The 13,415-nt window shown below is 64.3% G+C and carries 10 protein-coding genes and 1 pseudogene; 6 read left to right on the top strand and 5 right to left on the bottom strand.

Annotated features, from left to right (window positions below):
• Nucleotides 1-12 precede the first annotated feature (12 nt).
• The 4 genes from ACPTTC_RS12100 to ACPTTC_RS12085 form a co-directional block, all read right to left on the bottom strand.
• Nucleotides 13-1,251: a carbohydrate porin gene (locus ACPTTC_RS12100; RefSeq protein WP_423392614.1), complete on the bottom strand. Its 1,239-nt coding sequence runs from the start codon at nucleotides 1,249-1,251 to the stop codon at nucleotides 13-15.
• Between the two features lie 48 nt (nucleotides 1,252-1,299).
• Nucleotides 1,300-2,712 carry a glycoside hydrolase family 32 protein gene (locus ACPTTC_RS12095; protein WP_423392613.1) on the bottom strand — a complete coding sequence of 471 codons (1,413 nt, stop codon included), beginning with the start codon at nucleotides 2,710-2,712 and terminating at the stop codon, nucleotides 1,300-1,302.
• A 1-nt stretch (nucleotide 2,713) separates the two neighbouring features.
• Entirely contained in the window at nucleotides 2,714-4,111 is a 1,398-nt protein-coding gene (locus tag ACPTTC_RS12090) for a sucrose-specific PTS transporter subunit IIBC (protein WP_423392612.1), read from the bottom strand.
• A gap of 129 nt (nucleotides 4,112-4,240) precedes the next feature.
• The gene (locus ACPTTC_RS12085; protein WP_244136445.1) at nucleotides 4,241-5,236 is read right to left on the bottom strand and encodes a LacI family DNA-binding transcriptional regulator; all 996 of its coding nucleotides are present in this window, start codon (nucleotides 5,234-5,236) and stop codon (nucleotides 4,241-4,243) included.
• Between the two features lie 1,044 nt (nucleotides 5,237-6,280).
• Between ACPTTC_RS12085 and ACPTTC_RS12080 the strand changes: the two genes are divergently transcribed.
• The 5 genes from ACPTTC_RS12080 (at nucleotide 6,281) to cyoD (ending at nucleotide 11,924) form a co-directional block, all read left to right on the top strand.
• Complete coding sequence (locus tag ACPTTC_RS12080) at nucleotides 6,281-7,810, top strand: complex I subunit 4 family protein (protein ID WP_423392611.1); 1,530 nt, start codon at nucleotides 6,281-6,283, stop codon at nucleotides 7,808-7,810.
• A 275-nt stretch (nucleotides 7,811-8,085) separates the two neighbouring features.
• Nucleotides 8,086-8,973 (top strand): ubiquinol oxidase subunit II, encoded by an 888-nt coding sequence (gene cyoA, locus ACPTTC_RS12075; RefSeq protein WP_175953431.1) that lies wholly within the window; start codon nucleotides 8,086-8,088, stop codon nucleotides 8,971-8,973.
• A 3-nt stretch (nucleotides 8,974-8,976) separates the two neighbouring features.
• Entirely contained in the window at nucleotides 8,977-10,983 is a 2,007-nt protein-coding gene (gene cyoB / locus ACPTTC_RS12070; RefSeq protein ID WP_423392610.1) for a cytochrome o ubiquinol oxidase subunit I, read from the top strand.
• A complete protein-coding gene (gene cyoC, locus ACPTTC_RS12065; RefSeq protein ID WP_423392609.1) occupies nucleotides 10,983-11,591 on the top strand; it encodes a cytochrome o ubiquinol oxidase subunit III in 609 nt (202 codons plus the stop codon). The genes cyoB and cyoC overlap by 1 nt, the downstream gene beginning before the upstream one ends.
• Complete coding sequence (gene cyoD / locus ACPTTC_RS12060; protein WP_011352504.1) at nucleotides 11,592-11,924, top strand: cytochrome o ubiquinol oxidase subunit IV; 333 nt, start codon at nucleotides 11,592-11,594, stop codon at nucleotides 11,922-11,924.
• A 49-nt stretch (nucleotides 11,925-11,973) separates the two neighbouring features.
• Here cyoD and ACPTTC_RS12055 read toward each other — a convergent pair.
• A pseudogene (locus ACPTTC_RS12055) lies at nucleotides 11,974-12,623 on the bottom strand (efflux RND transporter permease subunit); the annotation flags it as partial.
• Nucleotides 12,624-12,919: 296 nt separating this feature from the next.
• Here ACPTTC_RS12055 and ACPTTC_RS12050 point away from each other — a divergent pair.
• Nucleotides 12,920-13,279: a hypothetical protein gene (locus tag ACPTTC_RS12050; RefSeq protein ID WP_175969478.1), complete on the top strand. Its 360-nt coding sequence runs from the start codon at nucleotides 12,920-12,922 to the stop codon at nucleotides 13,277-13,279.
• Nucleotides 13,280-13,415: the final 136 nt, after the last annotated feature.

The following is a 13,415-nucleotide window of genomic DNA, read 5'->3' as shown; positions in this document are numbered from 1 at the left end:
TGCATTGACGGATCACCACCAGCTTTCGACCTGAACCCCGAACATGTTTGTCGATTGCCGGCCGGCCGACCACGAACCCCAGTTCGCGCCCTGCGCGTCGAGTGCGGCCTGATTCCACGCAACACGGGTCGCGTAGAACCGCAGTTCGGGGCGGGTCATGAACTCGGGGCCGGTGCTGAATGCGATCGCCGCTGTATATTTGTCGAGCTTCTGCAGCGGGCCGCCGTTGACGCGCAGCGTCGACCAGCCGCACTCCGACAACAGCTTCACGTAGCGCGCGACCGCGTACGACACCCGTCCGCCGAACGAGGTGCCCGTCGTGCTGCCCGAACCATGCGCGCCTTGCCCGCGCTGGTACTCGGCAAGCGCCTGGCCGCCGAAGCGGCCGAGCTGCCAGGTCACGGAGTCGAGCAGTCGCACGCTGCGCGTGCCGTTCGGTTGGGTCAGATCGCCGAATCCCGTTTCGAGCGACGCATAGCCGGTGCTGCCTTGCAGCCACACCGAATTCGTGATGCCGGGCAGCACGAAATTGGCCTTGTCGTACTTGAGCGTCAGCGCGCTGCCGAACGAGCCGCCGGGGAAATCGCCGCGCAGCACCTCGCCGATCACGCGAAGCTTGCCCTCCGACCCAACCGGAATGTCGTAGACATCGACGTTCATGCGGGTCGCGTCCTTCCGGTTCAGGGTCGGGCTGTAATGCTGCTGGCTGCGGAACACGCTGACGCCGAGCCGGGCCGACGTGCCGAGCGGAATGTTGGTCGCGCCGATGCCGGGATCGATCGTCGGGCCGCCGACGCTATAGAAGAAGTGATCGACGATATGGACATCCTCGCGCTCGATGTAGCGTTTGCCGGCCCAGAAGATTGTCGACGGCGAGAACGCGTAGCCGCTCGTCGTCACGTACGCCTCCTTGGCGAAGTACTGTCCGTGGCTGCTCACGAAGCGGTTCGCGTCGGGATTCCAGTAGGTCGCGGTATACGCGGCGGACCACGTGATGCCGCCGTCGAAATGAAATGTTTTCCTGAGGCCGAGTTCCGTGTACGTATCGCCTTCGTTGCCGAGGCGGAACTCTTCGCCACCGTTGCCGAGCGCGTATTTGTTGACGTCGCCGCCGTTGGTCCTGCGCTCCGATACGAAGCCCGCGCGGACATAGCCGTTGAACTGGAAATCGTCGCCGAGATCCACCGCGAATGCGCTTGCGCACGGGTAAAGCGATACGGACGCGATCAGCGCGCCGATCCACGTTTTCATGTCTGTCTCCAAACCTCTGATGGGTATTGATTGGCGAGAACGGCGTTGCTACGCGTCTCTTTTTTGTAGGGACCACATACGGGTGTCGTGCAGCGTCAGCGGCCGGGTGGCGGTCACGCGTGGCGACGTTGTTGCCGATGTCGGGTAGCAGCGCGTCGTGAAGACCGCTTCGCCGTCGTTGACGAACAGCTCGACCGCACTGCCGTCGACGAACAGCCGCAGCCGGGTGAGGTCCGATGCGGTTTCATAGGCCGCGTGTTCGTCGAACTGCCCGGCCGCGGGACAGTGCCGGACGAGCGTGAGCCGGCCGCGACGACCGTCGCGAACGACGCGCAACGCTTGCGCGTCGCTGTCGAACAGGTGCAGTACCCAGTCCGCGCCGGCTTCCGCGCGGATCGACAGGTCCAGCTCCCACGCCGCGCCCGGTGATGGCGGCAGCGTCAACGATTCGCCGGCGGCAAGCCGGGTCTCCGGCACCCCGACGAGCGGCCCGCGCAGCCGCTCGAGTTCGCGCAGCGGTTGCTGCCGCAACTGCCCGTTCTCGACGCGCAGTTCGCGCGGGAGCGTCAGGCAGTGCGTCCAGCCGGCCGCGACGGTCGGTGTATCCGGCTGGGACGGCAGCCCCATCCAGCCGATCATCAGCCGACGCCCGTCGGGCGCGCGCAGCGTCTGCGGCGCATAGAAATCGAAGCCGTGGTCGAGCATCCGGAAGCCGCCGTGCGCGAACGTCGCGGCATTCACGTCGAGTCGGCCGACCAGATAGCCGGCCCGATCCTCGCGGTACGGGGCGTCGCTGCGCGCTTCCTCAATCTGCTGGCAGCAGATCAGTACGTGTTCGTCGTCCAGCGCGAACAGATCCGGGCATTCGATCATGTAGCAGGCATCGGTCGGCGCGAGCAGCTCGCCGACGATGCGCCATGCACGCAGGTCCGGGCTCGTCGCGAGCACGACGGTTCCCTTCAGGTCGTTTCGCTGGGCACCGAAGACGGCATGCCATGCACCGTTCTGCCGCCACACTTTCGGATCGCGGAAATGATCGGTGTAGCCGGGCGGCGCGCCGTCGATCACCGGCCCGAGCTTCTCGAACCGCACGCCGTCGGACGAGCGCGCGAGGCACTGATGGCTCGCGCGGCCGCCCGAGTCGTCGCGCACGTTGCCCGTGTACATCAGCAGCATCGCGTCGTCCACGTCGATCGCGCAGCCCGAATAGCAGCCCTGCGCGTCGTACGGCCTATCCGGCGCCAGCGCGATCGGCAAGGACTGCCAATGAATCAGGTCGGTGCTGACAACATGCGCCCAATGCTTGTTCTGATGCACGCAGCCGTCCGGATTCCATTGGTAGAAGACGTGGTAAGCGCCTTGCCAGTAAATCAGGCCGTTCGGGTCGTTGATTAGTCCGTACGGCGGGCACAGATGGAACGACGGCCGCCAGCGGTCGTCGCGGATGTCGAGCTTGGTCATGTCACGCACCGGACAGCTCTCCATAGGGCTTCTTCATGCCGACGCTGCGCAGCCAGGTCCCGGCGAATGCGACCGAAAACGCGAGCACGCCGCCGATCACGTAGTTGAGCAGGCCATCCGGGCGCACGATCGCGAGCCCGGGCAAAGCCGTCAGGCCGAGGCCCGTCATGCCGACGTGCGTCGCCACCACCCAGCCGCCGCCGACCGCGCCGCCGATCGCCGCGAACACGAATGGCCAGAAGAACCGCAGGTTGACGCCGAAGATCGCGGCTTCGGTGATGCCTGCCAGGCACGACAGCGCGGCGGGTATCGCAACCTGGCGGATCTTGTCGTCGCGCGTCGTGAAGAACACGGCGAGCGCCGCGCCGCCTTGCGCGACATTGGCCATCGACCAGATCGGCAGCAGGAAATTGACGCCGATCGCCGGACTGGCGAGCAGGCCCGCCTCGATCGCATGGAAGCTGTGGTGGATGCCCGTGATGACGATCATCGAATACAGGCCGCCGAACAGGATTCCCGCAAGCGCGCCGCCGTGCTGGTAGATCGCCTGCAGGCCGAACGACAGGCCGTCGCCGAGCGCGCGCCCGATCGGGCCGACCACGGTCAGCGCGATCGCGCCCGAGATCAGCAGCGTCAGGAACGGTGTGAAGATCAGGTCGATCGAGGCCGGGATGCACCGCTTCAGGCCCCGCTCGATCCACGACATCATCCAGACGGCCAGCAGGATCGGCAGGACGGTGCCCTGATAGCCGACCTTCGCGATATGCAGCCCGAACAGATCCCAGTATTCATGGACGCCGGTGCCGAGCGTCCACGCATTCTGCAACTCGGGATGGATCATGATGCCGGCGAGCGCCGCCGCGAGAAACGGCGAAACGCCGAAATCGCGGGCCGCCGAGAAAGCGATCAGGATCGGCAGGAACACGAACGCCGTGCTCGCGAAGATATTCAGGATCTGGAAGCCGGCGCTGTTGCCGGCGATCCAGCCCATGCTTTTCAGCATGCCGAGCAGACCCATCAGCAGGCCGGATGCGACGATCACCGGAATGATCGGTACGAAGATGTTCGACAGCGTGCGCGCCAGCTTCTGTGCCGGGTTTTGCCGCGCTACGACCTCCTGCTTCAGCGCGTCGAGCGATCCGGCGGCCGACGCGCCCAGCAGCGGCTGCAGGGCGTCGTGCACTTTCTCCACGATGCCCTGGCCAATGATGATCTGAACCTGTCCGGCGCCGCTGAACGACCCTTTCACGAGATCGATCGCGCCGATCGCGCCATGGTCGACCTTGTCCGCGTCGTGGACGACGAGCCTCAGCCGGGTTGCGCAGTGCGAGAGCCGCGCGACGTTCGCGGCGCCGCCGATCAGCGGCAGCAACGCATGTGCGGTTTCGATTTCAGTCATGTTCTCCTCCTTGAGTGTGTCAATGTGGTATCGATGCCATATGGTATCGATACCACATCATCGTCTCCGATGCCCGGATCGGTTCGTTCCTCGGGCTTTCAGCCGGACGCCAGTGTTCTGCGCGTCCGGTCAGGTACTCCGGCGCAGCACGAGCCGGTACGGCATCACGGCACGCGACACCTTGCCGTTCTTGGTCTCGCGCATTTCCAGCATCAGCCGGGCCGCCTCCGCGCCCGTGTCGGCGTAGTCGTAATGCACGGTCGACAGGGCAGGGCGCACCATGCGCGCCATGTCGCTATCGCCCATGCCCGCGACCGCCATGTCGTCGGGTACGCGGATGCCGCGGTCGTGCAGGCAGGCCATCACGCCGACCGCGAGCCGGTCGGTCACCGCCAGAATCGCCGTGCAGCGCGCGTCGCCCGTCATCCGCAGCAGGCGTTCCGCCGCTTCCTCGCCGGCCTCGGCCCGGAAACTCGCGCGGACGATCAGCTCCGGATCGACCGGCATGCCCCGCGCCCGCAATGCGTCGCCATAGCCCGCCGTTCGCTCGCCGCCGACCTGGAGATCCTCTTCGCCCACCGTCACGAGCCCGATGCGCGTATGCCCGCGGCCGAGCAGATGCTCGGTCATCTGGCATGCCGCCGAGCGCTCGTTCTGAATCACGCTCGTGATGCCGAGATGGCTCGCGTCCTGCCCGATCATCACGATCGGCAGGCCCGCTTCGCGGATCGCGTCGACGAGGCCGCCGTTGACGGTCGTCCCAAGGTGCAGGACGCCCGCGACCCGCTGCCGGCGGAACAGATCGTAGGCCGCGGCTTCTTCCGCGACCGAGTTGTTCGTATTGGCCAGCAGCATCTGGTAGCGCAGTGGTTCGAGTGTCGACGAGATGCCTGCCACGATTTCGCCCGTGGTATAGGAGTTGATCTTCGGAATGATCACGCCGATCAGCCCCGAGCGATGGGACTTCAGTTGCTTCGCCAGTTCCGACGGGGTGTAGTGCGTCTGCGATATCACGGTTTCGATGCGCTCGCGTACCTCGGCCTTCACATAACCGGAGTTGTTCAGCACGCGCGAGACCGTGGACGTCGACACACCGGCAAGCGTGGCGATATCGCGAATGGTCAATCTCTTTTGTGGTATCGTTACCATGTGCAGATGGTACGGGACGCGGATCGGTCTGTAAATAGGGGAAACACGGAAGCGGGCCCGGCAGGGGCGCCGCGACGGATGCCCGAGGCGCCCGACGGACCGGTTCGGATCGTTCGGGGCGATACGCGCGTTGCCCGGCACTCGGTACCGGCATGCGACAGTCGCCAGCATATACGCGTATGGCGAACGCCAGCAGATCGTGCGCAAGTGTCGAGAGATCATCGCGCAACGTGTCGCGCTGGAGCCCGGCCAGCGTTGCAACTCGTGCTCTAGCCGTTCCTTCTCGCGTTCGACACGTACGCCGCGTTGCAGGATGTCTTCATGGCGACGACGCGCTCGTCACGGCGCCCGCATCGAAGTCGGCACAGCTCGTCGCAAGCGGCATGATCGGCGAACTCCATGGCGCCGGAGCGATGACGCTCGCTTTGGCGCCGGTCCATGCCATGCGCGACAGCCGACAGCCGCTTCGTCCAATTTCCTGCGCAACGCGATCATCGTCGCGGGATGACGCTGAACATATGGGATCGCCTGAGTCGTCAGCGATCGCGGTCGGAAACATGAAGGCGAGGGTTGAGCAACCGTTCCCACGACCTGCATCGGACAAGGTGAAATGAAATATAAATGAAAGTGTGTGCGTAAGGATTGAGAGCCGCACACGTGCTGTCCCGGCGAGCGTCAATTCGCTCGTTTCGACCCTCAGGAATAGACCGCCAGTGTCAAAAATGCGGCGCTGCGACGAATTCCATGATCGGCGTGGTCGAGCAACACAAAAAATTACTCATAAAAATCATCGGCATAGGCTATTGCAAAAAAATGATGCTCTGCTGCGCTGCAGAAAATAATCAATCGCCTTATGCTGGTTAACCCGATCGCGTTTGAGCGGCGTCAAGTTTTCCGGTGATGCCGCTTTACATTTTGCCAACACTGGCGATTCACGAAATCTATCTGTCGAATTGATTTCGTTCCTTTCGTCCCGCCTGTCCCCGATGCAGTGCGCGACTTCATCTAGGCCTTGTTGACATGCATGATTTTCCCTTCCTGAGCCTGGCCATCTGGGCTCCGATCCTGTGCGGCGCGTGCCTGCTGCGCGCCGGTTCCGATCATCATCCACGCCGTACGCGGCTGATCGCGCTCGTCGGTGCGCTGGTGGGGCTTGCGGCGGTCGCGCCGCTGGTTGCCGGTTTCGATGCGCACTCGGCCGCGATGCAGTTCGTCGAAAGCCGCAACTGGCTGGCGGCATTCAATTCCGGATGGCGGGTCGGCATCGACGGCGCGTCGCTGTGGCTTGTCGTGCTGACCGCGTTCACGACGCTCGTGGTGGTGGTGGCGTCGTGGGAGTCGGTCACGGTACGCGTCGCGCAGTACTACGCGTCGTTCCTGATCCTGTCGGGGCTGATGGTCGGCGTGTTCGTCGCACAGGACGGGCTGCTGTTCTTCATCTTCTTCGAGGCGACGCTGATCCCGCTGTACCTGCTGATCGGCACGTGGGGGCGCGAGCGTCGCGTGTACGCGGCCGTGAAGTTCTTCTTCATCTCGTTCGCCGGCTCGCTGTTGCTGCTGATGGCGATGCTGTACCTGTACGCGCAGTCGCATACGTTCGACATGGCCGTATGGCGCACGCTGCAGCTCGGCTTCGCACCGCAGTTGCTGGTGTTCCTCGGTTTCTTCGCCGCATTCGCGGTCAAGGTGCCGATGTGGCCGGTCCACACGTGGCTGAGCGACGTCTACACCGACGGCCCGACCGGCGCCGCGCTGATGCTCGCGATGCTCAAGCTCGGCGGCTACGGGTTCCTGCGCTTCGCGCTGCCGGTCACGCCCGATGCGAGCCACTTCTTCGCGCCGGCCGTGATCGCGCTGTCGCTGTTCGCGATCATCTATGCGAGCCTGATCGCGCTCGCGCAGACCGATCTCGGCAAGCTGCTCGCGTATTCGACGGTCGCGCACATGGGGATCGTCACGCTCGGGCTCTTCCTGTTCAACCGGATCGGTGTCGAAGGCGCGATCGTGCAGCTCGTGTCGTACGGCTTCGTCGCGGGCGCGATGCTGTTGTGCGTGAACGTGCTCGTCGATCGAACGAAGCAGCGCGAGATTGCCGCGTATGGCGGCGTCGCGGGCGTGATGCCGCGTTTCGCGACCTTCACGGTGCTGTTCGCGATGGCCAACGTCGGCCTGCCGGGCACGTCGGGGTTCGTCGGCGAGTTCATGGTCATCATGGGCGCGATCCGCTTCAACTTCTGGATCGGCGCCATCGCGGCACTCACGCTGATCCTCAGCGCGTCGTACACGCTGTGGATGCTCAAGCGCGTCGTGTTCGGCAAGGTCGCGAGCCAGCGGATCGCGAAGCTCGCAGACCTGAACCGCCGCGAGGTCGTGATGTTCGCGTCGCTCGCGCTGGTCGTGCTGGCGGTCGGCATCGATCCGAAGCCGTTCACCGACGCGATCGATCCGACCGTCGGCAGGCTGATCGAGGACGCGAGCCATTCGAAGCTGCCGACAGGGGACGGCCCCGCGCAGCCGCAGCCGTCGTACATGGCATCGACGCACGGCTGATCGCGGCAGGTCGCGCGAGCGGGGCGCATCGCACGGCGGTGCGGTCGTCGTACGCACATCGATCTGATCCTGGCCCGGCGCAGGCGGCGCCGGGCAGGCTTCCGGCTGCGTGAAATTGCCCCGCGACAATCTGTCTCACAGCAGATTCTGCAATGATGATTTTCCGCATTAGCTGGTTTTTCATCGCACTCGCGCGACGTATGATGCGGCCACTTTCGTGGATCGAATGCGCATCGGGCATACGCAAACGGATTCAATGACCCTCGGGCTGTGTGATGAAAAGAAAAGCTTCAAAAGGCGGGGCGGCGCTGATGTCGATCGGCGCGGCTTTGAGCCTGTCAGGCTGTAATTTAGATGTACTAAATCCGAAAGGAAGCGTGGGCGCTGCCGAAAAGGCGCTGATCGCGACGTCCACCTGGGCGATGCTGATCGTCGTCGTGCCGGTGATTCTGCTCACGCTGTGGTTCGCGTGGCGTTACCGCGCGTCGAACCGCAATGCCACCTACGCGCCGAACTGGTCGCACTCGACCGCGATCGAGGTCGTGATCTGGACGGTGCCGACGCTGATCATCCTGTTCCTCGGCGTGCTTACGTGGAAGACCACGCACGAGCTCGACCCGTACAAGCCGCTCGAGTCGTCGGTGAAGCCGATCGACGTCGAGGTCGTCGCACTCGACTGGAAGTGGCTGTTCATCTATCCGGAACTCGGCATCGCATCAGTGAACCAGCTCGCGATTCCGGTCGGCACGCCGGTGAACTTCCGCATCACGTCGGATTCGGTGATGAACTCGTTCTTCATCCCGCAGCTCGGCGGCCAGGTCTATGCGATGGCCGGCATGCAGACGCGCCTGCACCTGATTGCCGACGAGCCCGGCAACTTTGCGGGCACGTCGGCCAACTTCAGCGGCCGTGGCTTCTCCGACATGAAGTTCCGCACGCTCGCCGAGCCGCGCGAGCAGTTCGATGCATGGGTGCAGAAGGTGAAGGCGTCGCCGGAGCGGCTCGACGCGACCGTGTACGGCACCGTCGCGCAGCCGAGCGAGAAGGCGCCCGTACGCTACTTCTCGTCGGTCGATCCGCGGCTCTTCCACAACATCATCGCGAAATACAACGATGGCCACGTCCTCGACCTGAAGGACGCCGCCTGCGGCACGAAGGGGTAACGCATGTTCGGCAAACTCACACTCTCGGCGATCCCGTTCGACCAGCCCATCATCATGGGAGCCGGTGCCTTCATGGGGCTGGTCGTGCTGGGCATTCTCGCCGCGCTGACGATCACCGGCCAGTGGAAATGGCTGTGGACGCAATGGCTGACCACGGTCGACCACAAGAAACTCGGCGTGATGTACATCATCGTCGCGCTGATCATGCTGCTGCGCGGCTTCGCCGACGCGATCATGATGCGCATGCAGCTCGCGCTCGCGTACAACGGGCCCGGCTACCTGCCGCCGCACCACTATGACCAGGTCTTCACGGCACACGGCGTGATCATGATCTTCTTCATGGCGATGGTGTTCATGGTCGGCCTGATGAACCTGGTCGTGCCGCTGCAGATCGGTGCGCGCGACGTCGCATTCCCGTTCATCAACTCGCTCTCGTTCTGGATGACGGCCGTCAGCGCGATCCTGATCAACATCTCGCTCGTGATCGGCGAATTCGCACAGACGGGCTGGCTCGCGTATCCGCCGCTGTCGGAGTTGCAATTCAGTCCGGGGGTAGGGGTCGACTACTACCTGTGGGCGCTGCAGATCTCGGGCGTCGGCACGCTGCTGACCGGCGTGAACTTCTTCGTGACGATCATCAAGATGCGCGCACCGGGCATGACGCTGATGAAGATGCCGGTGTTCACGTGGACGGCGCTCTGCACGAACGTGCTGATCATGGCGTCGTTCCCGATCCTGACCGCGACGCTCGCGCTGCTCGGCCTCGACCGTTACCTCGGCATGCACTTCTTCACGAACGAAGCCGGCGGAAACGCGATGCTGTACCTGAACCTGATCTGGGCATGGGGGCACCCCGAGGTGTACATCCTGATCCTGCCGGCGTTCGGTATCTTCTCGGAAGTCATCGCGACGTTCGCGAGGAAGCCGCTGTTCGGCTACAAGACGATGGTGTACGCGACCTGCGCGATCATGGTGCTGTCGTTCCTCGTCTGGCTGCACCACTTCTTCACGATGGGCTCGGGTGCGAACGTGAATGCGTTCTTCGGCATCATGACGATGATCATCGCGATCCCGACCGGCGTGAAGGTGTTCAACTGGCTGTTCACGATGTACCGCGGCCGGATCGAATTCACGACTCCCGTGCTGTGGACGATCGGCTTCATGGTCACGTTCACGCTCGGCGGCATGACAGGCGTGATGATGGCGATTCCCGGTGCGGACTTCGTGCTGCACAACAGCCTGTTCCTGATCGCGCACTTCCACAACGTGATCATCGGCGGCGTGCTGTTCGGCTATCTTGCAGGCTTCAACTACTGGTTCCCGAAGGCGTTCGGCTTCAAGCTGAACGAGAAGCTCGGCAAGGCGGCGTTCTGGTTCTGGCAGATCGGGTTCTACGTTGCATTCGTGCCGCTCTACGTGCTCGGCTTCATGGGCATGACGCGCCGGATCAACCACTACGACAACCCGGCGTGGCATCCGTGGCTGCTGGTCGCCGCGTTCGGCGCGGTGCTGATCGCGATCGGCATTGCGTGCCAGCTGCTGCAACTGGTGGTCAGCATCCGCAACCGCAACCTGCCCGAGTACCGCGATACAACGGGTGATCCGTGGGGCGGCCGCACGCTGGAGTGGGCGACCTCGTCGCCGCCGGCCGACTACAACTTCGCGCTGATCCCGCAGGTGCGCACGCTCGACGCGTATGCGGACATGAAGGCACGCGGCGAAGGCCGGCCGAACCCGGCCGCGATTCGCGACATCCACATGCCGTCGAACACCTGTGCGGGCCTCGTGGTGGCGATCTTCAGCCTGGTGCTCGGCTTCGCGCTGGTGTGGCACATCTGGTGGATGGCGATCGGCGGGCTCGTCGGGATCGTCGCGACGCTCGTGATCTACAGCTCGCGCGATAACGACGGCTATTACATCCCCGCGTCGACGGTGCGGAAGATCGAAGACAAGCAGCCGACGAAGCGCGTGGCCGCGCGCGTCGACGACGTGGAACTGGAGGCCAACTGATGTTGCAGAAAACCTTGAGCGCAACCCTGCTCGAGCACGACGACCATCCGCCGTCGCATTCGGTGTTCGGGTTCTGGCTGTACCTGATGACCGACTGCGTGATCTTTGCGGCGCTGTTCGCGACGTTCGCGGTGCTCGGCCAGCAGTATGCGGGCGGGCCGACCGCGAAAGACCTGTTCGACATTCCGGGCGTCGCGGTGGAAACCGCCGCGCTGCTGCTGTCGAGCATCACCTACGGTTTCGCGATGCTCGCCGCGTACAAGCAGCGGCGCGGTGCGCTGCTCGCATGGCTCGCGGTGACGTTTGTGCTCGGCGCGGCGTTTCTCGCGATGGAACTGCGCGAGTTCTCGCACCTGATCGCGGAAGGCGCGGGTCCGCAGCGCAGCGCGTTCCTGTCCGCGTTCTTCACGCTGGTCGGCACGCACGGGTTGCACGTAACGGCCGGCCTGCTGTGGATGATCGTGCTCGCCGGGCAGATCGTGTTGCGCGGCGGCGACCTGACCGATCGCGACCTGCGACGCCTGACGTGCCTGAGCCTCTTTTGGCACTTCCTCGACATCGTGTGGATCTGCGTGTTTTCCTTTGTCTATCTCGCGAGCGTGATCTAAATGGCCCATTCGCATTCGTCTCAACTCGAAGAAGGGCACGGCAGTGTCGGCGGCTACGTCGCCGGTTTCATCCTGTCGGTGCTGCTCACGGCCGCGTCGTTCGGCCTCGTGATGGGCGGCGTGCTGTCGCCGCACGCGTCGCTGATCGCGCTTGCCGTGCTCGCGTTCGTACAGATCGTCGTGCACCTCGTGTACTTCCTGCACATGAACGGCTCGTCGGGACAGCGCTGGAACGTGATGGCGTTCAGCTACACGGTGCTGACCGCGGCGATCCTGATCGTCGGCACGCTGTGGGTGATGCACAACGTCAGCATGAACATGATGTCGCGCTGAGCGGCATCGCGGCGCAGCGGTCGGTATCCATGCGCTTTCATGCAACAAAAAGGCGGCACGCAAGTGCCGCCTTTTTGTTTTTCATCGGCACCGCGCGACGGCCGTCGACGCGCACGATGTTGCCTTGCGGCGGATAACCGTCGCGTACGTGCGCGATGCCGCGCATGAAGATCACCGCCCCGTTCACGCGACGGACAGCAGCTGAGGCCGGATCACGTTGGTCGCGTAGTCGCCGAGCTGCTGTTCGTTCAGAGTGTCGCTCGTCAGCGCCAGCTGCAGTAAGGGCACGGTCGATGCGTTGTCGTTGAGGACCTGCGGCGGCGTGGTGCCCGGCGTCATCTGCTTGAGCACGGTCTGCGAGATCGACGTGACCTGCGCGGTCGCGGTGCGGATGTCGACGCTCGGCTGGAAGAAGATCTTGACGATCCCGAAGCTGCGGAACGACTGCGACTCGATGTGCGCAACGTCGTTGACCGGCGTGCCGAGCGTGCGCTCGTAGTAGGTGACGATGCGCCCGGCCATGTCGGCCGGCTGCAGGCCCGCGTCATTCCACACGACGCTGATGACCGGAATCCGGATGTCGGGGAAGATGTCGGTCGGCGTGCGCAGTGCCGCGAGCGGGCCTGCCATCAGGATCAGTAGTGCGAGCACGATGAACGTGTAGGGGCGCGCGAGCGCGAGTCGGACGAGTTTCAGCATCGGCGAGGTCTGCGCCGGCGCGGGGCGCCGGCCTGTCAGCGAATTGCCGAAGCGCGGCGGGAGCCCGGTTCGGCTCGCGCAGTGTGCGTGGCGCCGCTTGACGCGGGGCGCGGGGCAGGATGAGGGATGTTTTAGGAACGGGGCGCGACGGGCAGGGCGGGCGCCGATTGTTACAAGACGTTAGCGCGGGCTTCCCGTTGCGACGCCGCGCATCAGTTCTTACAAAGTGGAAATATGCGGAGACGGCGCTTGCCGTTATAGTCGAATCACACATGACACAACCAGAAGAGGAATCCATGAAGACCTTGCGTGTTGCCTCGCTCTTGACCGGTATGACGGCCTTGCTCGTGTCGGGCGCAGCAATGGCGGGAGTCAATGTCGGGATCAATCTCGGCGTTCCGGCGCCAGTCTACGTCGCGCCCGCACCCGTGTATGCGCCGCCGCCTCCGCCGCCGGTCGTCTATCAGCCTGCGCCGGTCTACGCGCCGGCCCCTGTCTACGCGCCGGCGCCGGCCATCGTGATCGGCTGGCATGGCGACCGCTACTGGGACGGCCGTCGCTACTGGGGCCGTGACGAGTGGTACCGCCGTCACGGTCGCGGCTGGGGCGGCGATCGTGGCCACTGGGACAACGGCCGCCACAACGGTTGGCACTGATCGGCAGGGGGCGCCCGCCTGATGCGCGCCCCCGATCCGCTCGTGGAGAAACCGCCCGCGTGGCGGTTTTCTTTTGGCTCGCAGGCTTGAATGGGTAGAATCGTCCCTCGTTACTACCCTCATTCGACCGACAGGG

Origin of the sequence: Burkholderia mycopellens (genome assembly GCF_964265025.1) — a bacterium.
In the GTDB taxonomy this organism is placed as follows: domain Bacteria; phylum Pseudomonadota; class Gammaproteobacteria; order Burkholderiales; family Burkholderiaceae; genus Burkholderia.
Note: the sequence above shows the minus strand (reverse complement) of the source record. Positions and strands in the feature narration are given on the sequence as shown.